Source organism: Neobacillus sp. NPDC093182 (assembly GCF_044754045.1).
Map to the genome: position 1 here is coordinate 214,081 of NZ_JBIVOI010000012.1, position 24,297 is coordinate 238,377.

Consider the following 24,297-nt stretch of genomic DNA (forward strand, 5'->3'; position numbering starts at 1 on the left):
CGCTTACTTTAAATAATGTCATTTGTTTGGATGACAACCCGAAAAAGAATGATTCATCCAATTCTGCAAATGCCGATAGTCTTTTGTACACTAAGGAGAGATACCATGAATAAATCACTAAAAAAGACTCATCGTCCACCGTATGGGATTCTTGCTGTTCTTATGATCGGCACATTTATTACATTTTTAAATAATACTTTATTAAATATTGCACTGCCTTCGATCATGGAGGACTTAGATATTGACACAGCAACCGTTCAATGGTTAACGACAGTCTTTATGTTAGTGAACGGAGTTTTGATTCCAACAACTGCATTTTTATTTCAAAAATTTTCAGTCCGGCAATTATTCTTGGCAGCAATGAGCATATTTGCATTAGGGACGATTATTGCTGGCAGTACCGATTTCTTTTCCATTTTATTAATTGGACGGATTCTTCAAGCTTCTGGAGCAGCCATCATGATGCCGGTATTAATGAATGTCATGCTAGTGAGCTTCCCGATTGAAAAGCGCGGGGCAGCAATGGGAGTGTTTGGTTTAATTATCATGTTCGCACCAGCAATAGGACCTACTTTATCAGGGTGGATCATTGAACACTATCACTGGAGAATGCTTTTCCACTTTATTACACCTATCGCTATTGCTGTTATTTTGATTGGCTTTTTCTCGCTCAAAGACAAAAAGGATAAAACAGATAGTAAACTTGATTTATTTTCGCTTTTGTTATCAAGCATTGGTTTTGGAGGGATGCTATTCGGTTTTAGTTCTGCCGGCAGTAAAGGCTGGAATAGTTCGCTCGTGTATATGCCGCTTATCGTTGGAGTTTTCTCCTTAATATGGTTTATCTTACGGCAAACAAAGCAGGAGTTTCCCATGCTTAATTTTAGCGTGTTTAAATACCCAATGTTTTCGCTGTCTGCAACGATTACAGTTGTGCTTAATATGGCAATGTTTTCAGGGTTTTTACTTCTGCCTATCTATGTCCAAACAATACGTGGTATATCTCCTTTGGACACCGGATTATTACTGCTTCCAGGAGCGCTATTGATGGCCATTATGTCTCCGATTATAGGAAGATTATTTGATAAGTTTGGGGGGCGTGCGTTAGCGATAGTCGGCCTAATGATCACAACGATTACAACCTATTATTTCAGCAAGTTAACTTTTACAACACCCTACAATTACTTAGTGATTTTACATGCAGTAAGGATGTTAGGCATATCAATGGTGATGATGCCAGTTTCAACAAATGGTTTAAATCAGCTGCCAGCTAGTCTCTATCCACACGGTACGGCCATGAACAACACAATAAATCAGGTATCCGCGGCCATCGGTACTGCCCTTTTGGTCACAGCTATGTCTAATTATTCGAAATCATACGCCGGTCAATTAACGGAAGAAGCTTTAAAAACTACACCAGAAACAGGGATGGCTGAAATACAGGCGCAAATTGCCATGAAAGCCATGCTTGAAGGAATCAATTATACTTTCTTTTTGTCAACCTTAATTGCTTGTTTTGCCCTCCTTCTTTCCTTCTTTATTAAACGGGCATTACAGGCAGAGGATCAGATAGAAGGAAAAACATCTAAAAAAAGGATTACACGTAAATTGGCTTAGAATTCACTTTCCTAATGCAAGAAAAAAAGTCCCAAGTGAAGAGAAATCACTTGAGACTTTTTCCATTTCAGAGTATAAGCTATCTTAATTATTTTTCGTTACTAGTTTCAATGGAGCAGCGATTATTTTATCGACCTTTTTACCCTGCAAAACATCTCTGGCAGCATCCACAGCAAGCTTACCAATCAATTCTGGCTGTTGGGCAACTGTCGCTTCCATGCCTCCTGATTTAATTGCATTTAGGGCATCGTCATTCCCATCGAATCCAATGACCATAACTTCCTTACCAGAGCTATTAATTGCCTCAATAGCCCCCAATGCCATTTCATCATTATGAGCAAATACAGCTTTAATATCAGGATTTGCTTGTAGAAGATTTTCCATTACCGTTAATCCTTTTGTACGATCAAAATCAGCTGCTTGTTTAGCAATTACATTCAATTTTTCATCTGCTACATTATGAAATCCCTGACCTCTTTCACGTGTGGCCGATGCCCCTGGAACTCCCTCTAATTCAATAACTTGTGTATTTTCACCAAGCTTTTCAATAATATAATTGGCAGCCATTTCCCCGCCTTTTATATTATCTGAAGCAACTAGTGCTTCTACTTTCCCTTTATCGGCTGAACGATCCAACGTAACGACAGGTATGCCAATATTATTTGCTGATTGAACAGCGGTTGAAATGGCAGCGGAATCAGTTGGGTTAATGAGCAGAGCATCTACACCCTGCTGAATTAAATCATCTACGTCATTCACTTGTTTTGCCGAGTCATTTTGTGCATCTACGATAATAACATCCATGCCCAAGGCTTCTACTTCTTTAACCACTCCATCCTTTAAAGAAACAAAAAACGGGTTATTTAATGTGGAAACAGATAAACCAATTTTAATATCTTTTAAACTTTCTTTTTTATCCGGTTTTGCCCAGCCAGGCGGCTGCATGGAACAAGCACTTAGGAGCAAAAGTGTTAGTGATAGACATATAGCTATTAATTTTTTCATCGTGATCTCTCCCTATACTACTTTTTACGGTCAAGTAATACTGCAATTAATATAACAATCCCCTTAACCACCATTTGATAAAAAGAGGATACTCCAAGAAGATTCAAGCCGTTATTTAAGGTTCCGATAATTAAAGCACCAATCAATGTCCCAAATATTCTTCCTTTTCCCCCTGATAAGCTTGTCCCTCCTAACACAACTGCTGCAATCGCATCAAGCTCATATGAAGTACCCGCAGTAGGCTGTGCTGAGTTTAAACGAGATGTTAAGATCGCACCTGCCAGAGCTGCAAGCATGCCTGAAAGACTATAAATCATGATTTTTACTTTTGGTACTTTAATCCCTGAAATTAATGCTGCTTTTTCATTTCCACCAATCGCATATGTTTTTCGGCCGAATGGAGTTTTATGAAGAATAATGAATAAAACAACAAATGTAAGAACCATTGTAACCGCTGGTACAGGTATTCCTAGAAAATAACCACGGCCAAATAACTGAAACAGATAGTTATCACCTAGGCCAGTAATCGGGTTTCCCCCAGTATAAACAAGTGTTAGTCCTCTGAAGATCGTCATTGTTGCTAATGTAGCAATAAATGGTGCCATTTTTCCTTTGGTAATGAACAATCCGTTTACCATTCCCATCAAGCCGCCAAGAATACATCCAATTATGATCGCAAGAATCGGGTCTATACCAGATACCATCATTCCCGCTGTCAATGCACTGGATAATGCAAGAATAGCCCCGACAGATAAATCAATTCCACCTGTTAAAATAACAAACGTCATACCAAACGCAATAAGTGCATTAATAGCAACTTGCCTTAATAAATTTAATATATTCAAAGGTTCAAGAAAACTCGGATTTAATATCGATACAATCACTACTAATATAATTAAACCAAGTAGTGGACCTAACTTTTGGGTGATTGCATTCATCATATTTGTCTTACTAGGTTTTGTCACTGCATTAATTGAATTCATCCTACTGACCTCCTGTTGCCAATGTCATAATTTTTTCTTGGGTCGCATCTGCTTTCAATAATTCACCATTTATTTTTCCTTCATGAACGACGAGGATTCGATCGCTCATTCCTAGGACCTCAGGTAACTCTGAAGATACCATGATGATCGCTACACCCCGATCTGTTAATTCATTCATTAATTGATAAATTTCTCTCTTAGCACCAACGTCTACCCCTCTAGTTGGTTCATCTAAAATAAGTAGTTTCGGCCCTATTCCGACCCATTTGGCAATAACCACTTTTTGCTGATTTCCCCCTGATAGCTTTCCAACGGCAATATCTGGGGATTCCGTTTTAACTGTCAAGCGTTTGATTAGCATATTAACAAAGTCTGTCTCACTTTTTTCATTAATGATCCCTTTTGGAGCGAAGCTATAGAGGGTTGGCAAAACCATATTATCTCTTATAGAGAAATCTAGGATTAATCCCTCATCTTTGCGGTCCTCTGTAATGAATCCGATTCCTGCCTTGACAGCCTGTTCCGGTGATTTGATTGTCACTTTCTCACCTTTCAGCCAAACTTCACCGCTATCAAAACCATCAAGGCCAAAAATTGCCCTCATGATTTCTGTTCTGCCGGCTCCCATCAAGCCTGAAACCCCGACTATTTCCCCAGCACGAACAGAAAAATTCACATCTTCAAAATGACCTTTTTTTGTTAAACCCTTTACTTGAAGAACGGTTTCACCCTGGTTAGGATTTCGTTTAGGAAATCGGTCGGTTAATTCCCTGCCAACCATTTTCCTGACGACCTCATCAAAATTCGTTTCGGGAATCGCCTTCGTGTCAACGGTTTTCCCATCACGCATTACGGTAATCCTGTCACAGATGGAAAAAATCTCCTCCATTCGATGAGAAATATATACAATCGATACTCCTGCTTTTTTTAATGAAGAAATAACATCAAAAAGTTTGCTGATTTCCCGATCTGTCAATGCAGCAGTAGGTTCATCCATAATAATCACTTTTGCTTCTGTCATTAAAGCTTTAGCAATTTCAATCATTTGCTGTTCCCCAACAGAACAACTTCCCGCCTCTTTATCTAATGGAATCGATACTGCTAATCTATCAAACTGTTTTGTTGCTAACGCTTTCATTTCATTTATTTTTAAAAGACCAAATGAATTCTTTAGTTCCTTGCCAATAAATAAGTTTTCTAGAACAGTCATATCAGGCCAAATATTCAATTCCTGATGAATAAAGGTGATTCCACTTTGCTCTGCTTCTTTTGGGTTCTTAAAATAGGTCTCTTTCCCATCAATTGTAATGACCCCTTTATCTCGGGAATGCAGTCCTGTAAGTACGTTCATCATCGTTGATTTCCCTGCACCATTTTCCCCCATTAGGGCATGTACTTCTCCATCTAATAAATCAAAATCAACACCTGTTAAAACTTGATTGGTTCCAAATGCTTTATAGATGTTTTCCATCGTAATTCGCATGTTTATCACCTCATCTATTAGAAAAATACTCCAGATTGTAAAATACAGTTTGCATATGGTGTAATTTCAGCAGTACGAATTACTGCTTTAGCTTGTTTTGTTAATTGTTTAAACTCCTCATGAGAAACCATTTCTATTTTCCTATCAGCAAATTTATCTTTTATATAGTCAGCATGATTAGGATTTTCTACTTCTATTTCAGAGGCTATCATCACTTTCTCGATAACCATATCCTCTTCAACGGCATTCACAACGTCTATAAATGAAGGCATGCCTGTTTTGACTGCTAAATCAATCTTTATAACACCCTCTGGGATAGGCAGACCAGCATCCGCTATCACAATATAATCGGTATGACCAAGATCAGCTAATACCTTTGATATATGGCTGTTTAATATTCCATAACGTTTCATTTCTATAAACTCCCTTCTACTTCTTCTCTTGTCGGCATACCACCCTGCGCACCAAACTTTGTTATAGACAATGAGGCAGCCCGATTTGCAAAACGAACGCTCTCTTTTATGCTTTTACCCTCGGCAACCGCAACTGCAAATGCGGCATTAAATGTATCACCTGCACCTGTTGTATCAACGGCTTCAACTACATAAGCCGGGACTAGCACCTCATTCTCGCCATCATAATAACGAACTCCGTTTTTACCTTCTGTAACCAATAATTTATTTGGGTACTCTTTGAACGCTTCATGGATATCCTTGTTTTCAAAAAGAACAGAAGCTTCCCATTCATTTGGTGTAATAAATGTTGCCTTCTCAATCACAGTTTTACTAATGGGTCTTGCGGGTGCTGGATTTAGTAATAAGGGTACATCGTTTGCAAAGCATATTTCCGTTACATATTCCACTGTTTCCTCAGGAATCTCTTGCTGAATTAGTACAATATCTGATTTACGTATTACGTCTAATGCCTTTTCAACAAATTCAGGGGTGACATAATCATTTGCACCTTTAACCACAATAATGCTGTTATCGCCATCAGCAAGAGTAATATGAGCGGTTCCTGTTTTTGAGTGTGTAACCGGTTCCATATAGGTTGTAACAACACCATTAGAAATGAAATTGTTAACGACTTTCTCGCCAAACCCATCGTCACCTACACAGCCCACCATATACACTTCAGCACCGAGCCTGGCAGCCGCGACAGCCTGGTTAGCACCTTTGCCGCCAGGGACTGTCTTAAAACTCTCTCCTAGAATCGTTTCCCCTTTTTCGGGCCGTTTTGAAGCGGTTACAACCAAATCAATAGAAGAACTGCCAATTACCGTCATTTTAATCATTTATATCAACCTTTCTTGTTGTTTGTCTCTCAATAAATGTAACAGGCATTTGAATATTCTTTTGCTCTAACGGTTTTTCATGAATAATTTTCATTAATAATTTTCCTGCTTCTCTTCCCATATCATAGGCTGGCTGCCTAATAGTAGAAAGCGGCGGAAACAGCAGCTTGCTAAGCGGTATATCATCATATCCGATTATTTGTAAGTCATCCGGGATTGATCTTCCTATTCGCAGCGCCTCATGTAATATGGCTGCTGCACTAAGATCGTTGCTGGCAATAATCCCATCTGTTTCAGGAAATTTCTCAAATAATGTTTTAGCCATTTTTTCTGCATCGTGAAAACTAAACGATGACGTAATAACCTGAAAATCCACATTAGCATTACACAGCTCATCCACTGCACCTTTGAATCTGTCTTGGGCTGTCCTTAATTCAATAGGCCCTCTAAGTAAAGCAATGCGCTTACTTCCCCTTTTAATTATTTCATGTGCTGCTTTTTTTCCCCCATCCAATCCATCTGCATAAACGGAAGGATGACTATTTGTTATCCGATCTAGAAATACGACTGGAATAGATAAGTTTTCGTAAAGTTCTGTTTCAGCTTGATTTGTTGCTGAAATAATCCCTATTACATTATTTTGTTTAAACGTCTGTATATAATCTATTTCTTTTTCAGGTTTTTCATCGGAATTTCCAATAATTAAATGGAGTCCTTGTTCTTGCATTTCATCCTCTACACCACGAGCTAATTCAGGAAAGAAGGGATTCCGAATATCCGGCAGCAATAATCCAATTAATCTAGATTTCTTTTTATAAAGAGATCTTGCCACTTCATTTGGTTTGTAGTTTAATTCTTTAATTGCGTCGTTTACTAACTTCCTAGTATCTTCATGTGAATAACCTTTATTGTTTAATACTCTCGAAACGGTCGCCACTGATACTCCAGCTTTTTTAGCGACATCACGTATAGTAGCCATCGATTTCACCTCTTGTATGTAACCGGTTACACATATAGTAACATAATCTTTTTTCACTTGCAACATGATTTATCTAGAAAAAAGCATCAACACATTTTGTGCAGATGCTCTTTTTTCCACAATCTCCTTTATTAAACAAAGATAATTTCTGCTGTTGCTCTGTACTCCCTTGGAGAAAGGCCGACATACTTTTTAAAGGTGCCGCTGAAATAATTTGGCGTATTGAAACCAAGTTCTTCAGCGATCCATTCAATTGTATGATTCGTATGACGTAAAAGCCACACTGCACGCTGCAAACGGACAAAGGTGACATATTCAACAAAATTGCGTCCTGTTTCTAGTTTAAATATCCGGCTGAAGTACGGTACACTTAGATTAATTTGATCAGCTACCCGTTTTATTGAAAGGTCTTCGATACAATACCGAGCAATATAGTCTGCACATTTCTGAATCTGAACATCCTTTGTAATCTCTTCAAAATAACGCAACGATGGCCTGTTATACGGTGTAGTACGCCTAGCCTTGCATGCTTCACGATAGGAATGGTGCAAGAGGAGCGGTTCACGGTAGATAGAGCCTACACCTATATATAGATAAATTCCAAACTCTTTTTCCAATGCTTGAATAGTATCTAGGATCCTGTTCTCCCCTTCTCTCCAGCGCATTAAAGAGATGTACTCGGAAGGCACCTGGATAAGCATAAGCAAATGTTTTCGGTAGGAAAGAAAAGTAAGTTGATACCCTTGAAAACGCTCTCTAAAAAACTCCTGAATCCTCCTCGGTGCCAAGCCTTCTTGTTCCTTGCTTCTAGGGGATCGTACAAATCCCTGAATAAAACAGACTACGTTTGGTATCGCTTCTCCTGGAAGTAAAAAACAAGATTGAATTAATTCCTCTTCAGTTGTTTTATCGCCCGCCAGTAAACGGCGCAAAAATACCTCTTGAAATGGTAACGTATTGCGTTCCGTCTTATGTTCCTGATGAATCTGATAAATTAATTCATCATCATCAATGGAGGATATACTATTCGTCATTGAAAGATCCCTGATGGCCCGTTTCAAGGTACGAAGAAATAGATGTTTTTTCACGGATTTCAACAGCAAGTACTCTAGTTTGAACTCAACGGCAAGCGGTGAAGTATTCAATAAAGATGGGTCTAGTAATGGAATAATCCTGCATTTTTTATTCCGTTTGCGAAATCGGTGAATTTTCACCCAATCGAGCCATTTTCTTACTTCGATAACAGCTATATGTACATCTTGCTGTTGAAACTCAGCTTCTGCCAGTACACATTTCTCCATAAGTTCTTCATTAATCCAGTCCGCCAGCTTTTCATATTCCAGTTCGTCTTCAACTGCTAGACTAATTGAATACACTCTATGTTCTCCCCTCCTTTATAAAATGTGGCATTTAAAGTTATATTCTTATAGTTAATTATAGTATAAAAATTAGATTATAGTAAATATTTGTACATTTCTGACAATTAATCGTAAGGTATATGTCCTGCTTATCACGTAAAATCATTTTTATAGTATCTTGCCGCACTATGAAGGGTACTAGACAACGGCGGAAGCCTAAATACCATTAAGGAGGAGTAACATATGGCTGGAGAGTATACTGAGTACAACTATGTTGCAGCAGATACCATCGACGTTAGCGAACTAAAGCCGCTCGATCCCGAAACTAGGAAAATCATGAAAGGTGAATTTAGTACGGGTCTTAAACTTACGGTTTTCTACTATATCTTTATTCTTACAATTCCAATATTAAATTGGTTCGCAGGTGATTTTATGTTTTCCCGTATGTGGGGCGGAATGACATATAGCTGGTTTTTGACGAGTGTGGTTGCAATGGCAATGGCCTTTATCATTGCCTACGTTCATACTGCTCTTTATGAAAAACGTTTAAAGAACTATCAAAAGAATTCCGGTTCCGCTGAAGAAAGGAGAATTATTTGATGGCCATGTTATTTGAACCTAAAATGCTTTTAACGATCCTCCTCATGGGAACGATTGTTTATATCACCTATTTATCAAAAAGAAGTGCGACTGCATCTGATTATTTCGTTGGCGGACGAAGCTTCGGCTGGTTTACAAACGGTTCAGCAATCGGCGGAGACTATTTAAGTGCCGCGACCTTTCTTGGTATTGCCGGTCTAACGTATCAGCTCGGTTATGATGGCGCTTACTATGCCTTCTGCTTCTCTATTGGTCTGACTCTTCTTGCTATGTTCGTTGCAGGCCCCCTCCGCCGATTCGGTGCCTACACAGTAGCAGACTTTTTAGCCTATCGGTTTCACAGCAAACGGGCCCGCCTCGCTGCTGTCGCTGTAGTACTTGCGATTTCAGGTTTCTATGCAGCGCCTCAGTTACTGGGTGCAGCCCAAATTTTAAGCATGTTCTTTGGTACGAGCTATGAATTTGGTATTATCTTTACCTGTACTGTCATGATTTTTTATGTTGGTGTCGGTGGAATGAAGGGTACTACTCTCAACCAAGCGCTTGAATTATGGATTCGTCTTGGTGCCTTTCTTCTCATGGTGGGCGCTGCCATTTATGGCGGACTTCATTATCATGAGATTCTAGCAGCTATTAATGAATTTAAAGGCAGTATTACTGGTACTTCAGCGTTTACTGTTGACGGAAAGGATGTTCCATTTGATGGGTCTGTGTGGACCGGTACCGGCAACTACTTCCCATCTTTCTGGCAAACAATTTCGATGACAATCGGGCTTTCACTCGGTACGATTGGACTTCCTCACATTCTGCTTCGCTTCTATACGAATCCAAGTGCAAAAGCAGCGCGTAAGTCCGCTCTTATGGCAATAGGAATTGCAAGCGTGTTCTTTTTCTTCGCAGTATATCTTGGAGTAGTTGGCCGTTCTATTTTCCTTAGCGGCAATGTAGATTCAGGTGTTATGAAGGATCTTATCGCAGGCGGAAACAATATGGTTGTTCCATCTACTGCACAGGCACTAGGTGGAGAATGGCTGCTTGGACTTGTAATCGCGGGCGCATTTGCAGCTGTCTTCTCGAATCTTTCAGGATTATTCATTGCAAGTTCTGGTGCCTTAGCCCATGACTTGTATGCAACTTTCTTCCGTAAGAACATTACAGAGAAGGAGCGTGTAATCGCAGGTAAAGTTTCCATTGTAATCCTTGGTATTTTATACGGTGTTCTCGGACTCATGGTAAAAGGAGCTTCCATTGGCCATCTGGTTGCACTAGCGTTCACCGTTGCTGCCAGTACGTTTACACCAATCTTTATCTTGGGCATTTGGTGGAGAGGAATGACAGAGAAAGGAGCAATTGCCGGGCTCGTTACTGGCCTTATTGCTTCCATGTACATGATTTTCTTTAAGACGACTCTTCCTGAATTCCTACAATTCAATGTACCAGGATTAATTACAGTGCCAATAGGATTCCTATCTGTCTATATCGTCTCAAAGCTTGATCGCAGAGTCCCTGCAGATGTAAACGACTTTATGAAAAAAGTTCACTCTAAAGAATCGGAAGTAGCATAGGAAAGGATTTGCACCCTATCGCGAAGCGTGCTGCCACACACACAAGTCCCAAGTGAAAAGAAATCACTTGGGACTTTGTCCGTTTCGTACCCTCCCTGAATCCAACCTTCATATTCTAAAGTACTAGAATAAAAAGCATCCCTACAGAGATGCTCTAAAATACTATTAATAATTAGTGATGTAATGGTGTTTACCCAATTTTGAGACGTTTTTCAGTTCTCTCTTCTTTTTCATTTTGTTTTGTAAATATGCCAAATGGTTTACCTACTGGTAAAACAACTTGCCCAAATTGTGTATTTAAAACAGCTGCAGCTGAACCATAAAATGATAGTAAAGCAATGAGCAGTTCAGAGATTGCTGCGAGCATACGTGAAAATTCATACATAATATCAAATGAGCTTAGGGACAAACCGATAAATAAGAAATCAATTAGTACAAAAATAAAAAATAGTACTTTATGGGTTTCCATTGCACCGATCGTCATAAATAAGCTAAAGATTAGATAACCGACGAATGCAACACCTAGCTGTTTCGAATCCGCATTAGCAAGGACCTTTTCACCTAAAGCACCTATTTGAATCAACCATGTTGTTCCGACACCAAACCAAAATAATCCAAATGCTCCAAATGCCGTTGTTCCAAATACATTATTCTTTTTTGAATCTAGGAAGCTTGCAATCAATTGTGCAAGACCACCTAAAAAGAAAGCCCATGGAAGGATTAAAGCAGTACCTTCTGTCAGTCCTAATTTTTGTGATGATGCTACAAGCGTAACCATTGCTAAACCAAACAGCCCAAGTGCAGATGGATCTGCCGTAATAATTTTTACTGAGGTATGATTTTGATTATTCAATGATGTCTAATTCCTCCTTAGTAATATGCCTTCCTTAAGATACAGAAAATCATCTGTTTTGTCTATATTAAAATGTATTATTTACGACCCGCAGTTTTGGTAAAAATTCCATTTCCCCGCCTTTGAGAAAACAGCAGCCCAAATCTAAAACATTATATAAAAAAGAACCAATCCAATAAAAAAGGTTGGCTCTCTGTTGCCCAATACGAATAATCATTTTCCTAACAAACTATAACCTTTCGCCTATGGAGAACTTTTTTGGCTTGTTGAAACAAGAAATGTATTATGGAGAAGCACTGTGTACATATGAGGAATTAAAAAAGAGAATTGAAGAATATATGATTTACTATAATAACAAGCGTATAAAGCAAAAATTGGCAGGCATGAGTCCGGTCCAATACCGTATCCATACCAGCCAATTAGCTGCATAATATAAAACTCTAACTTTCGGGGGTCACATCAATGGGTTAGTTGCCTTCTCTTAAAATGAGTTGATGTGATTCATTTTTTCTCTAACTTTTTGAGAGTTGCATCATTCCACTGTCCCCGTCCCATCAACTTTCTTTTTCAAAGTTATCAAGCAATGCACGCACTTCATCTGTTGATTTCGTGTTCATCAATTGATTTCTTAAATCTGCGGCTCCAGGGAATCCTTTGACATAAATTTTGAAAAAGCGATGAAGCCCTGTGATTGAACGCGGCAGTAGTTCCGCATATTGATCTTGAAGATCAAGCTGCAGTCTTAAAAGATCAAGATATTCTTTACTGCTATGCTCTTTTGGCTCTTTTTCAAAAGCAAAAGGATTTTTAAAAATACCTCGCCCGATCATAACGCCATCAACACCATATTGTTCCGCAAGCTGCAGCCCCGTTTGACGGTCAGGAATATCTCCATTGATTGTTAACAATGTATTGGGTGCGATACGGTCACGTAAGTTTTTGATCTCCGGAATTAGCTCCCAATGCGCATCTACTTGGCTCATTTCCTTTCTTGTACGTAAATGAATAGAAAGGTTCGCAATATCCTGTTTTAAAATATGCGTTAGCCATTCCTCCCACTCCTGAACCTCCTTATAGCCAAGTCGTGTTTTTACACTGACAGGCAGTCCGCCTGCTTTTGCAGCTTGAATAAGTTCTGCCGCAACGTCTGGACGCAGAATAAGACCGCTGCCTTTCCCTCTCGATGCCACATTCGGTACAGGGCAGCCCATATTAATATCGATGCCTTTAAATCCCAGCTCTGCCATGCCAATACTCATTTGCCGGAAATATTCAGGATTATCCCCCCAAATATGTGCCACCATTGGCTGTTCATCTTCTGTAAAAGTCAAACGGCCACGCACACTTTTCATGCCGTCTGGATGACAATAGCTATCCGAGTTTGTAAACTCTGTGAAAAATACATCCGGTCGACCGGCTGCACTTACTACGTGACGAAAAACAACATCTGTCACATCTTCCATTGGTGCAAGTACAAAAAATGGCCGCGGTAAATCACGCCAAAAATTATCTATCATTTTAAACTCAAATCCTCTCACTATGGATACAACTTCAAACTCTCGGTTAAAAAATATTATTCCTAATGTTCCACTTCTTTTACACTTATATCATGCTTAATTACTTATTATCAAACACAAGTACATTTGGATATTTATAATTTGTGAAACACTATTGTGAAAATCCGCAATGTTTATTTTAACGAAAATCGGTCCTGAATGGTATTTTTTATAAACAAAAAAGCAGGTGGTATAGATTTTTTCTATATCAACTGCTTTTCTATTATACCAACTCCAACCACGCGACCGCCACACAGTGTGCCAAGTGTTGATTTTAGAAATAAAAAAATAAATTGTTATACGCCAAATAAATATAATTCAATAATCTCATTTATTAAGGAAAGGCAGACTTCAATTCCAATTTACCCCAAAAATCAAATTATATTTTTCGCAACAAATAACTTTAAGATAGAAAATGCAGCCAAAATCTAGTAAGATATCCACAAGTGACATTAGATAAGGAGTTAAAAAATGAGCGTATTAAATGTACAAAATTTAAGTCACGGTTTCGGTGATCGTGCGATTTTTAATAATGTGTCTTTTCGACTTTTAAAAGGTGAACACGTTGGACTAGTTGGGGCAAATGGTGAGGGTAAGTCTACTTTCATGAATATTGTTACTGGGATGTTGCAACCCGATGAGGGGAAAGTTGAGTGGTCACGAAAAGTTCGGGTTGGTTATTTAGATCAGCATGCTGTACTTCAAAAAGGTACTACGATGCGTGACGCTTTGAGTACTGCTTTTCAATATCTTTTTGATGCTGAAGCAGAGATCAATGAACTTTATGCAAAAATGGGTGATGAAGGTGCTGATATCGATTCATTACTTACAGAAGTTGGAGAGCTACAAGAATCTTTAGATAGTAATGATTTCTATCAAATTAATTCAAAAGTTGAGGAAGTTGCTCGTGGTCTAGGATTAGACGATGTTGGACTCGATCGAGATGTAGATGATCTTAGTGGTGGGCAACGTACGAAAGTTTTGCTAGCTAAGCTTTTGCTAGAAAAGCCTGAAATCCTATTACTAGACGAGCCTACAAACTATTTGGATGAACAGCATATTGAATGGTTGAAGCGCTATTTGCAGGAATACGAGAATGCATTTATCTTGATTTCACATGATATTCCATTCTTGAACAATGTTGTTAACTTGATCTATCACATGGAAAACCAAGAGTTGAATCGCTATGTTGGCGACTATGATAACTTCCTAAATATTTATGAAATGAAGAAGCAGCAGCTAGAGTCTGCTTACAAGCGTCAACAACAAGAAATTGCTGATTTGAAAGATTTCGTTGCTCGTAACAAGGCAAGTGTTGCGACTCGTAATATGGCGATGTCTCGTCAGAAGAAGCTCGACAAAATGGAAGTTATTGAATTGGGGAGAGAGAAGCCAAAACCAGAGTTTATTTTCAAAGAAGCTCGTGCAGCTAGTCGTTGGATTTTTACGACTGAGGATCTTGTTATTGGTTACAATGAACCACTTTCTCGCCCTCTGAATTTAAAAATGGAACGCGGACAAAAAATTGCATTCGTGGGTGCAAACGGTATTGGTAAGTCTACTCTTTTAAAAAGTATTCTTGGGTTGATTGATCCAATTTCTGGTAAAGTGGAACGTGGTGAGTATCAATACGTCGGTTACTTTGAGCAGGAAGTTAAACAGTCCAACTACAACACTTGTATTGAAGAGATTTGGAGCGAGTTTCCAAGTATGAATCAGGCTGAAGTCCGTGCTGCTCTTGCAAAATGTGGATTAACGACGAAACACATTGAAAGTAAAGTCGAAGTCCTTTCTGGTGGCGAAAAAGCCAAAGTTCGATTGTGTAAAATTTTAAACACAGAAACGAATTTATTAATTCTAGACGAACCTACCAATCACTTGGATGTAGACGCAAAAGAAGAATTAAAGCGTGCTTTAAAGGCATATCGCGGAAGTATCTTGATGGTATCCCACGAACCTGATTTCTATCGTGAAATTGCGACCGATATTTGGAATTGTGAGGATTGGACTACGAAAGTGTTTTAAATATAGATTAAGGGGTACCCAATGAGTAAAATTTCAATTGGGTGCCCCTTTTTATAAACCATCCAAAATTTTTAATAAAAATGCTTTAGATTTCTTAAAAAAGCTAATCCAAACTAAAGTTAAAATGAGCTTCTATCTATTTCAATATTAATTTTGCAACAGCTTCAACGTGTGTTGACTGTTGGTGACTACATTTTTTCTAAAAAGAAAGGGGGTTTGCGAACCGAAAATGAACATTTACTTCTTTTTCACTTGTTATCTCGATTCGCTCAATTACCCTATGCAATAGTTCTTCATTTAAGTCGTTTAATTGTAGTATTTCATCTATTACCTTTTGATACTTAACAAGGTCATTATTACCTTCTTGGTGGTCATGTAGCCGCTCGGTAATATCAAGTTTGTTTTGTTGTAACTCGATAATTATTCTTCTATTGAATTCCGTTGTTTCTTTGTATTCAGATTCGGTAATAATCTTTCGGGCAAGTAACTTTATTAGTTCCTTATTCTCTTCTTTAAGCTGCAAAACTTCATCATCAATCTTTTTGAGTTTCTTCTTTTCACCTGTCATTGTTTTATTAACTTTGTTTACTAAGGATTCAACCATATCATTGCTATTAATAACATTATTTATCAATGCACGTAGTTCAGTAAGAATTGCATTTTTTAGCCCATCTTCTTTAACAAAATGACTAGTACATGCATTTTTCCCATGCTTTCGGTAACGTCCACATACATATCCTTTTCTATCTTGCATATACCACAATGAAGTACCACAATCAGAACAATATATAACATTAGTAAACAAATGCTTTTTTGCTTTTGGACGTTTTTTATACCTGCTTTTCAGCATATCCTGTACTGCTTCAAAGTCTTCCCTAGATATGATTGGCTCATGTGAATTAGGAATAACAATCCATTCACCCGTTGGTATGTCATCCCTAGTTTTATCAACTACACTTCTTACTTTACTTCTTCCTTGAACTAAATCTCCAACATAGTGTGGATTTTTTAAGATTAATTTAACCGAAGTTCCTTGCCAATATTGACCGGCATTTTTCTTACCAGCTATATGTGCTGGTGTTGGGTATCCTAAACTATCAAGGTGTCTTGCAATTGCTTCAATACCCTTTCCTTGTAGATATAAATAGAAAATCAATTTAATTACATCAACGGTTTCATCTTTTCTGACAACAAGTTTTTTATCAATAACTTCATAACCATAGGGAGCGTTTGAGCCTTTATACTCTCCCCTTTTTGCTTTTTGTTTAAGAGCAGTTTGTATTCTCCTAGAGATACGCTGGCTTTCTTCTTCATAAAGCCATGCATATAGACCAAATTTGTCCGTATTATCTTCTAAGGTATTAATTGCCCCATCCAAAGTTATTAATTGAATTTTCCTAGATTGGAGGACCCTTTTGATTTTATAGGCTAACTCACCATTCCTTGCTAATCGAGATAGTTCTTTTGCTAAAATACAGTCGAATTTGCCTTTTTCAGCGTCTTGAATCATCCTTTGGAAGTTTTCCCTCTTATCCGTAGTTCCACTTTCAATATCTAGATAAATTTCTGCAAGTTCCCATCCTTGTTGTTCAATGTATGAGTAAAATAGATGTTTCTGATTTTCTAAACTTGTTTTTTGTTCCAAATGATCAGTTGAAACCCTGACATAAACTGCACACCTCAAGATTTGTTTCCTCCTCAAGAGATGTCTCCGTGTGTATATTCAATATTATAGTTTGGTTTTTTAATTCCTGCATTAACTCTTTTTTCCATTTCACTATTAATATATGCCTCTATTAAAACTGCAAAATCACATGCTCCATAATAAATATTTACTTTCATTTATCTCACCTCGTCAATTTGGTCTCGACAAATCAAGTTTCGACTGGAAGGCTTTTATATGCTGAATTTAATTTTTATCAGTTGTTTAATTAAGGCACGGTCAAGTTATAGGATATCTAAACCCTTCATGATCCGTGCCTTAATTATCGAATGGTTTACCTTTGTTTTAATATAGATAGTTCATAAATTTCGTCTATCCCAAAGCTATGAACACCTTGGTAACAATCTGAATAATCCACGAAATCGTGAACCTCACCGTAAAAATCATCAACTTCAAGGTAAAGTTTCCCCTGATTTATAGTAAGAATTGTGCCTTCAAAACTTCCAGTTTCCCATATCGTAACTATTACTTTAAGACCTTTATATATTTTTTTTAAATTTATTGTGCTATCTATATTAAGTTTTTCTAACTCTTTTTCTAAATCGAAATTTTCTAAAAACTCAACGTCGTCTTCTATTGCAAATGGAAAGTCATATAGTACTGCTTTTTTAAGTACTAATTCTTCTAATGCTTCCATTTCATATTTTTGTATTAATTTAACCGTCTTTTTTTCCTGGCTTTCATTATTCATTTCATTTCTCCTTTATTGAGGTTTTTTAAAGCAATCATTCTATGAAGAATAATCACGGATTAACAAACACTATCTCAATTGATCCGTTGGCAGGACCGCTTATTTCCTTCTTATCTATTGCTTTGAATCCAGCTCGATCAAGCAAATCCTTTGCCGCAGTAATCCGGTCCTTATTAGTGGCGTTTGGATTATCCATTATCTCCCTCAGTACTTCCCTTGCCTTTATAGCGTCTTGAACGAACTGCATTCTTAATTGCTGCTCGATTTCGTCTTGAAGACTCTGAATAGCTGCTAAAACTGAAGTTTTCTGAAGGAGCTGGTACCCTATTTCAGAGGCTGCACGTTCGCTAAATCCGGCTCGAACTGCCGCCTTGGTCGCACACGAATCCCGCATGTACTCTTGGACGAAACGCTTTTGTTTGTCAGTCAGTTCTGCCATCATAGTTCACCTCTTTAATTTAGAAAGCTTACTGATTGAAGATTTGGAAGGGCAGCTTTATAATCCTCATATGCGTCCCTAATCTCATCGTGACTTAATTCTGTGTGTTCCGCCATTTCTATTACTTCGTTCAAATTATAATCAAATCCAAAATCGATATATTGCTTTTTCAGCCATTCATATAAGTGGTATTGGTTCATAATTTTCACCTTTCCTTTTTTAAATATTAAGAATAATCTTCCTACTTCTACACTTCCTCAATTTCCTCAAACTTCTGTATCCACCCCTGAAACAAATACCGAAATTTATTAATACCAACATCTCTTCCTTTTGCTATAAAGCTTTGAATCACTTTTCCGTTAGGGTGAAAGTCATTGGGGTCATGCCATAAAAACTCTACAATATCTGCGTCCTGTTCAATTTCGCCACTGTCCCGCAAATGCTCGAGCTTAGGTTCTGTCCCTGCCCCTTCCCTACTTAATTGAGCTAACATAATGAAAGGTACATTAAGTTCCATGGCAATTTTTTTTGCAGTTCTTGTTACTTCACCAACAGCTTGTGACCGTGTTTGTCCTGGTATATGTGGTATATTCATTATTGTTAAGTAATCAACAATGATCGCAGCAAGTTCACCATGCTGCCGCCTTATTTGCCTGGCGGTGGAGCGGACATAGCTAATACTGATATTACTCGCGTCTTCAATAAACAAAGGTAATTTTTCAAGGGTTTTATAGGCTTCTTCAACGATTCCGTACTCTTCAATCTCTAATTCCTTCCGCCTTATTCTGTTAGCTGAAATTCCTGTCTTAGAAGCTATCATTCTATTAATCAATTGATTTCGGTTCATTTCTTGCGAAAAGAAAAGAACGTTCCCCACACCTTGTGAGGCAATACCTTGTGCTATTTGTAACGCTTTAGCGGTTTTACCAACACTTGGTCTAGCAGCGAGAATATAAAGCCATCCACGGCCTAAGCCCCCAATCCATTTGTCGAATCCGGTAAAGCCTGTAAAGATAAAATTATCTTTTTCCAGCAAATACTCAAGATAATCGTAGCGGCTTTCCTTGATATGCTTTATATTTCCAGAAACTTTGGGTCTAATTTTTGCAGCTTCTGCCTCAATTTCATTGAGAAAAGTTTCATCATCATCAAATTCTTTTTGCTCCGATAGGAACTTTATTTTATCAGCCACTTCAACCCCACGCCTATGCAAAGCTTTTGACTTAACAATGCTGCAGTAATAGTTTGTATTGGCTGTAGAAGGTACAGAACCAGCTAAATTGCTAAGATAAGTTACTCCGCCTATTTCCTCAAGTACACCTTGCTGATTCAATTGCTCTGTAAGGGTAATGATATCAATCGGCTTATTTATCCGATAAAGTTTCAAAATCCCAGACCAGATATGACGGTGGACAGCATGATAGAAATCACGTTCTTCTAATTGCGGAACAACCTCATCAATTATCTCAGGCTCATAAAGAACCGAGCCAATTACAGACATTTCAGCTTCGAGGGAGAATGTTTGGCTAGTAGGTAAATTCACTCGGATCATTCCCTTCTTCTATCCAACGATTAAAAGCAATCTCCCGTTGTTGTGAGTCTTTTTCCTTGACTGCTTTTTCACTCTGTGTATTATATTTCTTTTTGTTACCTATGACCTCGTCTGCAACCCATTGGAGAATCGCATGAAAGTCGGAATGATATTTCTTCCCATGAGCTTCTTTATAATTGTTTAATAGCTCTATCATTTTTACCACATTTTCGGAACCATACTTTTTAACCAGCTCATTAAACTGACTTTCGAAAAGGTAGACACTACTAGCATATTTATTTTTATCTGTTGTAATCTTTGGTATTGGTAGTGACAAATTGGCACTATCATGGTGACAATTTGTCACCATGGAAAACACCTTTTCATAGTTAATCGTGTACCAATTGGTCTTATCAGCTTTATATTTATTGAAATGTCCTATTGTGATTAACCCTTTCTCCTCCAACGACTTAATAATTCGGATTAATGTTCGCTTTGTCCAAAAAGGGAATTGCTTTTGCCATTCGGGGTAACTATTATAAATCCATTTTTTACCTTCCTTTACATGACTACTCTTTTCCAGCCAATAATGTATCTGCTGCAGCACTATTGCCTCATTAAGACCAACTGTTTTTGCTAATGTAGGTAGCACCAGCAAAGGATATTCATCTAACAATCGATTCCCAATTATCAGCACCTCTTTGCTTTTGCCGGAACCCGGAGTTTGATTTTATACTTATTTAGAGTTCAATTTTTGTTGCTCAAGCCATTCAAAGAACCCTTCACGCTCTACCCTTTTACATCTTCCAATTTTAATTAATGGGAAATCAGAGTATTCCATTATTTCATAAGCCTTTCTTAATGAGACTCTCATAATTTCAGAAATATTTTTTGCATTTAAAAACAATGGAAAATCATCAATATTATTTTTCAAAAAAAAACCTCCACTCTGTGTACTATTCCGGAAACTAATTCATATAAATGGTAAGTTAACGCGGAACAATATATTACATGCACTAAACGATAAAACTATGCGAGTTATTAAAAAAAAAAATGAGATTTTTCTATAATAAAAGATTATTTGTGATGGCGAAGACATTCATTGCTCGTCCAGGCATTAGAAAAAGCACCTCTCGAGTGAGGAGTGCTTTAATTCATTGAATCTTTTATTCCATTTATTTTCACATCATGTTCATCTATGTACTCCACTACAGTCAGTATCCTTTTTATTGCATATACCTTATCTGACAAATCATCAGCAATTAGCTCTCCGGAACAACATCATGCAAAGCTATCAATACGGTACTACTACAATTGATTATTCGGTTGAATATATAGAGGGAAAGAAAGTAGTATCACTTTCAGTTTGCTTAACCAAAGGAGTAAAGATAGTCGCTCCGGAGGGAATAGATCCGGTTAAACTACAGAACATTCTTTATAAAAAAGCCCCATGGATAATAAAGAAAAAAAAATGAACTTGATGAAGTAGCAGCCGCACCGCCACCAAAGGAGTATGTAAGTGGGGAAAAATTCGCCTATTTAGGACGACATTATCGGTTAAAGGTACATAAAAGTGAAACCTTGAATAATCCTACTCTGAACCTTAAACAAGGTCGTTTAAAACGCTGTACTTTTAACGATACCAATTCCAAAAGTTATAAGTTTTGTACATTACAAAAAGCACATGATTTTGTTGCTGATATTGTTGTTGCTATTGTCTAAAAGTTAGTCTAGAATAAAAAAGTACAAAAGATATTAGACTTCTAGACAACAAGAGAGGAAGAACAACTATGGCAGTTATTGGTTACGCAAGGGTATCTACTAGGGACCAGGAATTAGAAATACAAATCGATAAACTAAACAAATATGGCTGCGAAAGAATATTTATGGAAAAGCAAAGTGGTGCTAAAAGCGACCGGGAGGAACTTGCTAAGGCGTTGGACTATTTAAGAGACGGAGACAAGCTGATTGTTTATAAGTTGGATAGATTGGCTAGGAGTACATTCGATTTACATAAAATCGCAAAAGAGCTGCAAAGCCGAGGAATATCCTTGGTATTTATAAAAGAGCAGATCGATTTTTCGACTCCAGCTGGAAAGCTTATGTTTACCATGTTAGGAGCTATTGCCGAATTTGAACGTGATTTAATCGCAGATAGAACTGCAGAAGGGCGTGAGAGGGCTAAGGCACAAGGGAAACACATGGGACGCCATGGAAAGGCTGAAAAGGACGTTAAAAAGGCTTTAAAGCTTTATACTGAAAGGGAAATGAACGGATTGAGCGTTATTGATATTTCTAAAATGACCGGCGTCCCCCGGTCTACTATTTACGCGAAAGCTAAAGAACAAGGGTTAAGTTAATATAAAGAAAATTGAGCTTGGTTAGATTGCCAAGCTCTTTTGTATTGGGACCGTTTTTTTATTAAAGCACTTCGTTAGTTTAAGATGAGATTTTACTTATATTACTCTTGGTCCCAATCACAAGCCATCCCATCATTATCTCTGTCTAAATCATGTGGATCATATTCAGGACCACCATTTGCTTCATAAAAAAGCTGTGCATCATATCCTGTTTCAAAGTCAGGACAATCGTGGTCTATATCTGTTGCAGTGTATGGGTTTTCTTCGTAGTACTCCTCATCTTCATTGTACACTTCTTCTTCGTAACTTTCCTCCTCTTCATAGTATTCTTCTTCTTCGTAACTTTCCTCTTCAACATAGCTGTCATCAGCTGAATAGATTGCTACAGATTCACCATTGATTACAGCTTTATAGTATTCAATGGTATCACTAAGGTCGCCATCAAAAACACCAATCTCTTCAATATTTACCAATAATGAATAAAATGCTGATGATTCTTCATCAATATCAATATCTATTTCGTCAAAACTATCATTTATATATTCTTGTAATGGACTTGAAACAACATCATTGAATTCTCGTTTGTCCGTTGCTTTGTCTATTTCCTTTTCATAAATATGTTTTGCAGTTTCAAAATCGTTATCCTGTACTGCACCTAATATTTTATTTGCAGTACCTTCTCCACTGCCACAAGCACTTAGTAGAAACATTGAAAAGCAAATTACTATAATACTAAACAATTTGTAATGTTTTATCACTTCCTATTCCCCCTATCTAGTAATAAATTATCAGTATGATTTTCCTATATATTTACTTGTATTTCAATAAAATTCTGAAAATTAATTATTGCAAAAAAGTATCCACATCCAAATACAAAAAAAAACAGCCTATAATTCGCTGCCTGAAAGACATCCTTGTGCTTCACCAAAAGGCATAAACTAAGGCAATGTCAATATTGTAAATCATTTTAATTTTATTTAATAAAAAAATGCAACCCATTTTTTTATTATCGTGATATAAGTTTAAGCTTGTCCGTTTTTATTGCATAGTATGTAGTATGTAAGGGGCCCCTTATAGAAATTCTTAATTAGAAAGGGGGGAAAGATAAATGGCAATTTCTATCTTACAAGATGGTGGTATTCTTGAAAATCTTCTTTGTGAATTAGGGAGACTTGTTTTGTTCCTTCTATTAACTCTTGCTATCATTGTTGCTGAACTATTTGGCTTCGATCCTGCACCAATTGTAGCTGCTAGAGACGCTATTGCTACAGCTGAATGCCCTTAGTAATATCGCCACAACAAAAACTTACGCTTATCTTTTTAGGAGTTCCTAATGGATGAGGTGAACACTGGGAGATCATAAAAAAAAATGCTCTCCCAGGTTTTTTTGTATAAACGAATAATAATTGTTTAGTTCTGGGTGGGGAATATTTCCTTCAATAAAGATATTAACACACAACATTTTAAGCTAAACGGCATAAATTGTTAGAAATTTTAGAATTGAGGCGATTAAATTTTGGATGAACCAATTAATGAAAATAATGTAAAGAATTCTAATAATAATATAGATAAGGATACTATTAAGAATCTTACCAGCAATTCATTAAAAAATGAAAATTCTATGGATTTAAATTCTATGGATTTAAATTCTATTATGCAGCTGGCCACAACTCTTCTAAAAAATGATACGCTCATGAATACTGTTGCTGGGATTAGTAAGAACAAACAAAGCTCTACGGCACCTGTAACGAAAGTTCCTGAAAAACAAGAAAATACAGATCTGGTTTCGTTATTTCAAAAATTAGAGAAAATCGATAATTTAATTTCAACAATGCAACAAGAAAATACAGGACTATCCCAAAAATTGGAGAAAATCGATAATGTAGTTTCAGACATTAAACAAGAAAATACAGGACTATCTCAAAAATTGGAGAAAATCGATAATGTAGTTTCAGACATTAAACAAGAAAATACAGGACTATCCCAAAAATCGGAGAAAATCGATAATGTAGTTTCAGACATTAAACAAGAAAATACAGGACTATCTCAAAAATTGGAGAAAATCGATAATGTAGTTTCAGACATTAAACAAGAAAATACAGGACTATCCCAAAAATCGGAGAAAATCGATAATGTAGTTTCAGACATTAAACAAGAAAATACAGGACTATCTCAAAAATTGGAGAAAATCGATAATGTAGTTTCAGACATTAAACAAGAAAATACAGGACTATC

Annotated in this window: 25 protein-coding genes and 1 pseudogene; 8 read left to right on the forward strand and 18 right to left on the reverse strand. The window is 37.3% G+C overall.

Features of this window, described 5'->3' with window-relative positions; genetic code table 11:
* Positions 1 to 105 precede the first annotated feature (105 nt).
* Positions 106 to 1,617, forward strand: a complete 1,512-nt coding sequence (locus ACIQAA_RS21550) for a DHA2 family efflux MFS transporter permease subunit (protein WP_402623469.1) — start codon at positions 106 to 108, stop codon at positions 1,615 to 1,617.
* An 84-nt stretch (positions 1,618 to 1,701) separates the two neighbouring features.
* Here ACIQAA_RS21550 and rbsB read toward each other — a convergent pair whose 3' ends face one another.
* The 7 genes from rbsB to ACIQAA_RS21585 form a co-directional block, all read right to left on the reverse strand.
* Positions 1,702 to 2,622, reverse strand: coding sequence for a ribose ABC transporter substrate-binding protein RbsB (gene rbsB / locus ACIQAA_RS21555; RefSeq protein WP_402623472.1), 921 nt, complete (start codon positions 2,620 to 2,622; stop codon positions 1,702 to 1,704).
* 17 nt (positions 2,623 to 2,639) lie between these two features.
* A complete protein-coding gene (rbsC, locus tag ACIQAA_RS21560; RefSeq protein WP_402623475.1) occupies positions 2,640 to 3,605 on the reverse strand; it encodes a ribose ABC transporter permease RbsC in 966 nt (321 codons plus the stop codon).
* A gap of 1 nt (position 3,606) precedes the next feature.
* The gene (locus tag ACIQAA_RS21565; protein WP_402623478.1) at positions 3,607 to 5,088 is read right to left on the reverse strand and encodes a sugar ABC transporter ATP-binding protein; all 1,482 of its coding nucleotides are present in this window, start codon (positions 5,086 to 5,088) and stop codon (positions 3,607 to 3,609) included.
* Between the two features lie 17 nt (positions 5,089 to 5,105).
* Positions 5,106 to 5,501, reverse strand: coding sequence for a D-ribose pyranase (gene rbsD, locus ACIQAA_RS21570; RefSeq protein ID WP_402623480.1), 396 nt, complete (start codon positions 5,499 to 5,501; stop codon positions 5,106 to 5,108).
* A gap of 2 nt (positions 5,502 to 5,503) precedes the next feature.
* Entirely contained in the window at positions 5,504 to 6,382 is an 879-nt protein-coding gene (gene rbsK, locus ACIQAA_RS21575) for a ribokinase (protein ID WP_402623482.1), read from the reverse strand.
* Complete coding sequence (locus ACIQAA_RS21580) at positions 6,375 to 7,361, reverse strand: LacI family DNA-binding transcriptional regulator (protein WP_402623485.1); 987 nt, start codon at positions 7,359 to 7,361, stop codon at positions 6,375 to 6,377. Before ACIQAA_RS21580 ends, rbsK begins: the two co-directional genes overlap by 8 nt.
* Positions 7,362 to 7,492: 131 nt before the next feature.
* A complete protein-coding gene (locus tag ACIQAA_RS21585) occupies positions 7,493 to 8,737 on the reverse strand; it encodes a helix-turn-helix transcriptional regulator (RefSeq protein ID WP_402623487.1) in 1,245 nt (414 codons plus the stop codon).
* Between the two features lie 225 nt (positions 8,738 to 8,962).
* Here ACIQAA_RS21585 and ACIQAA_RS21590 point away from each other — a divergent pair, with 225 nt between their 5' ends.
* Complete coding sequence (locus ACIQAA_RS21590) at positions 8,963 to 9,319, forward strand: hypothetical protein (RefSeq protein ID WP_402623490.1); 357 nt, start codon at positions 8,963 to 8,965, stop codon at positions 9,317 to 9,319.
* Positions 9,319 to 10,884 (forward strand): sodium/solute symporter, encoded by a 1,566-nt coding sequence (locus ACIQAA_RS21595; protein WP_402623492.1) that lies wholly within the window; start codon positions 9,319 to 9,321, stop codon positions 10,882 to 10,884. Before ACIQAA_RS21590 ends, ACIQAA_RS21595 begins: the two co-directional genes overlap by 1 nt.
* Positions 10,885 to 11,074: 190 nt before the next feature.
* On the opposite strand, the gene ACIQAA_RS21600 is transcribed toward ACIQAA_RS21595, so the two are convergent.
* Positions 11,075 to 11,737: an acetate uptake transporter gene (locus ACIQAA_RS21600; RefSeq protein WP_402623495.1), complete on the reverse strand. Its 663-nt coding sequence runs from the start codon at positions 11,735 to 11,737 to the stop codon at positions 11,075 to 11,077.
* A 245-nt stretch (positions 11,738 to 11,982) separates the two neighbouring features.
* Here ACIQAA_RS21600 and ACIQAA_RS21605 point away from each other — a divergent pair.
* Positions 11,983 to 12,168: pseudogene (locus tag ACIQAA_RS21605) on the forward strand (IS3 family transposase); the annotation flags it as partial.
* 123 nt (positions 12,169 to 12,291) lie between these two features.
* Here ACIQAA_RS21605 and ACIQAA_RS21610 read toward each other — a convergent pair.
* Positions 12,292 to 13,275, reverse strand: a complete 984-nt coding sequence (locus ACIQAA_RS21610) for a tRNA dihydrouridine synthase (RefSeq protein WP_402623498.1) — start codon at positions 13,273 to 13,275, stop codon at positions 12,292 to 12,294.
* A 489-nt stretch (positions 13,276 to 13,764) separates the two neighbouring features.
* Between ACIQAA_RS21610 and ACIQAA_RS21615 the strand changes: the two genes are divergently transcribed.
* The gene (locus tag ACIQAA_RS21615) at positions 13,765 to 15,318 is read left to right on the forward strand and encodes an ABC-F family ATP-binding cassette domain-containing protein (protein ID WP_402623500.1); all 1,554 of its coding nucleotides are present in this window, start codon (positions 13,765 to 13,767) and stop codon (positions 15,316 to 15,318) included.
* 199 nt (positions 15,319 to 15,517) lie between these two features.
* Here ACIQAA_RS21615 and ACIQAA_RS21620 read toward each other — a convergent pair whose 3' ends face one another.
* The 8 genes from ACIQAA_RS21620 to ACIQAA_RS21655 all read right to left on the reverse strand — a co-directional run bounded on the left by ACIQAA_RS21620 (position 15,518) and on the right by ACIQAA_RS21655 (position 20,636).
* Complete coding sequence (locus ACIQAA_RS21620) at positions 15,518 to 17,020, reverse strand: recombinase family protein (protein ID WP_402623503.1); 1,503 nt, start codon at positions 17,018 to 17,020, stop codon at positions 15,518 to 15,520.
* Complete coding sequence (locus ACIQAA_RS21625; RefSeq protein ID WP_402623505.1) at positions 17,017 to 17,160, reverse strand: hypothetical protein; 144 nt, start codon at positions 17,158 to 17,160, stop codon at positions 17,017 to 17,019. The genes ACIQAA_RS21620 and ACIQAA_RS21625 overlap by 4 nt, the downstream gene beginning before the upstream one ends.
* A gap of 155 nt (positions 17,161 to 17,315) precedes the next feature.
* Entirely contained in the window at positions 17,316 to 17,732 is a 417-nt protein-coding gene (locus ACIQAA_RS21630) for a hypothetical protein (protein ID WP_402623508.1), read from the reverse strand.
* 52 nt (positions 17,733 to 17,784) lie between these two features.
* Positions 17,785 to 18,171 (reverse strand): terminase small subunit, encoded by a 387-nt coding sequence (locus tag ACIQAA_RS21635; RefSeq protein ID WP_402623511.1) that lies wholly within the window; start codon positions 18,169 to 18,171, stop codon positions 17,785 to 17,787.
* A 14-nt stretch (positions 18,172 to 18,185) separates the two neighbouring features.
* Entirely contained in the window at positions 18,186 to 18,371 is a 186-nt protein-coding gene (locus tag ACIQAA_RS21640) for a hypothetical protein (protein WP_402623514.1), read from the reverse strand.
* 47 nt (positions 18,372 to 18,418) lie between these two features.
* Positions 18,419 to 19,714 (reverse strand): replicative DNA helicase, encoded by a 1,296-nt coding sequence (locus tag ACIQAA_RS21645; protein WP_402623517.1) that lies wholly within the window; start codon positions 19,712 to 19,714, stop codon positions 18,419 to 18,421.
* On the reverse strand, positions 19,698 to 20,399 hold the full coding sequence (locus tag ACIQAA_RS21650; RefSeq protein WP_402623520.1) for a DnaD domain protein: 702 nt from the start codon (positions 20,397 to 20,399) through the stop codon (positions 19,698 to 19,700). The genes ACIQAA_RS21645 and ACIQAA_RS21650 overlap by 17 nt, the downstream gene beginning before the upstream one ends.
* A 39-nt stretch (positions 20,400 to 20,438) precedes the next feature.
* Positions 20,439 to 20,636 carry a DNA-binding protein gene (locus ACIQAA_RS21655; RefSeq protein WP_402623522.1) on the reverse strand — a complete coding sequence of 66 codons (198 nt, stop codon included), beginning with the start codon at positions 20,634 to 20,636 and terminating at the stop codon, positions 20,439 to 20,441.
* An 856-nt stretch (positions 20,637 to 21,492) separates the two neighbouring features.
* Here ACIQAA_RS21655 and ACIQAA_RS21660 point away from each other — a divergent pair.
* Entirely contained in the window at positions 21,493 to 22,062 is a 570-nt protein-coding gene (locus tag ACIQAA_RS21660) for a recombinase family protein (protein WP_402623525.1), read from the forward strand.
* A gap of 101 nt (positions 22,063 to 22,163) precedes the next feature.
* On the opposite strand, the gene ACIQAA_RS21665 is transcribed toward ACIQAA_RS21660, so the two are convergent.
* Positions 22,164 to 22,820 (reverse strand): excalibur calcium-binding domain-containing protein, encoded by a 657-nt coding sequence (locus ACIQAA_RS21665; protein ID WP_402623528.1) that lies wholly within the window; start codon positions 22,818 to 22,820, stop codon positions 22,164 to 22,166.
* 350 nt (positions 22,821 to 23,170) lie between these two features.
* On the opposite strand from ACIQAA_RS21665, the gene ACIQAA_RS21670 reads away from it, so the two are divergent.
* Together ACIQAA_RS21670 and ACIQAA_RS21675 are read left to right on the forward strand one after the other, a co-directional pair.
* A complete protein-coding gene (locus ACIQAA_RS21670; RefSeq protein ID WP_402623531.1) occupies positions 23,171 to 23,347 on the forward strand; it encodes a hypothetical protein in 177 nt (58 codons plus the stop codon).
* Positions 23,348 to 23,578: 231 nt separating this feature from the next.
* Positions 23,579 to 24,297 (forward strand): SH3 domain-containing protein (locus tag ACIQAA_RS21675; RefSeq protein ID WP_402623534.1); only part of this gene is annotated, 719 nt, incomplete at its 3' end.

What these genes read in the sequence shown, in the direction of transcription:
- ACIQAA_RS21550 (WP_402623469.1), top strand. Translation starts at nt 106, where the DNA reads ATGAATAAATCACTAAAAAAGACTCATCGTCCACCGTATGGGATTCTT.
- rbsB (WP_402623472.1), bottom strand. Translation starts at nt 2,622, where the DNA reads ATGAAAAAATTAATAGCTATATGTCTATCACTAACACTTTTGCTCCTA.
- rbsC (WP_402623475.1), bottom strand. Translation starts at nt 3,605, where the DNA reads ATGAATTCAATTAATGCAGTGACAAAACCTAGTAAGACAAATATGATG.
- ACIQAA_RS21565 (WP_402623478.1), bottom strand. Translation starts at nt 5,088, where the DNA reads ATGCGAATTACGATGGAAAACATCTATAAAGCATTTGGAACCAATCAA.
- rbsD (WP_402623480.1), bottom strand. Translation starts at nt 5,501, where the DNA reads ATGAAACGTTATGGAATATTAAACAGCCATATATCAAAGGTATTAGCT.
- rbsK (WP_402623482.1), bottom strand. Translation starts at nt 6,382, where the DNA reads ATGATTAAAATGACGGTAATTGGCAGTTCTTCTATTGATTTGGTTGTA.
- ACIQAA_RS21580 (WP_402623485.1), bottom strand. Translation starts at nt 7,361, where the DNA reads ATGGCTACTATACGTGATGTCGCTAAAAAAGCTGGAGTATCAGTGGCG.
- ACIQAA_RS21590 (WP_402623490.1), top strand. Translation starts at nt 8,963, where the DNA reads ATGGCTGGAGAGTATACTGAGTACAACTATGTTGCAGCAGATACCATC.
- ACIQAA_RS21595 (WP_402623492.1), top strand. Translation starts at nt 9,319, where the DNA reads ATGGCCATGTTATTTGAACCTAAAATGCTTTTAACGATCCTCCTCATG.
- ACIQAA_RS21615 (WP_402623500.1), top strand. Translation starts at nt 13,765, where the DNA reads ATGAGCGTATTAAATGTACAAAATTTAAGTCACGGTTTCGGTGATCGT.
- ACIQAA_RS21625 (WP_402623505.1), bottom strand. Translation starts at nt 17,160, where the DNA reads ATGAAAGTAAATATTTATTATGGAGCATGTGATTTTGCAGTTTTAATA.
- ACIQAA_RS21630 (WP_402623508.1), bottom strand. Translation starts at nt 17,732, where the DNA reads ATGAATAATGAAAGCCAGGAAAAAAAGACGGTTAAATTAATACAAAAA.
- ACIQAA_RS21635 (WP_402623511.1), bottom strand. Translation starts at nt 18,171, where the DNA reads ATGGCAGAACTGACTGACAAACAAAAGCGTTTCGTCCAAGAGTACATG.
- ACIQAA_RS21640 (WP_402623514.1), bottom strand. Translation starts at nt 18,371, where the DNA reads ATGAACCAATACCACTTATATGAATGGCTGAAAAAGCAATATATCGAT.
- ACIQAA_RS21660 (WP_402623525.1), top strand. Translation starts at nt 21,493, where the DNA reads ATGGCAGTTATTGGTTACGCAAGGGTATCTACTAGGGACCAGGAATTA.
- ACIQAA_RS21670 (WP_402623531.1), top strand. Translation starts at nt 23,171, where the DNA reads ATGGCAATTTCTATCTTACAAGATGGTGGTATTCTTGAAAATCTTCTT.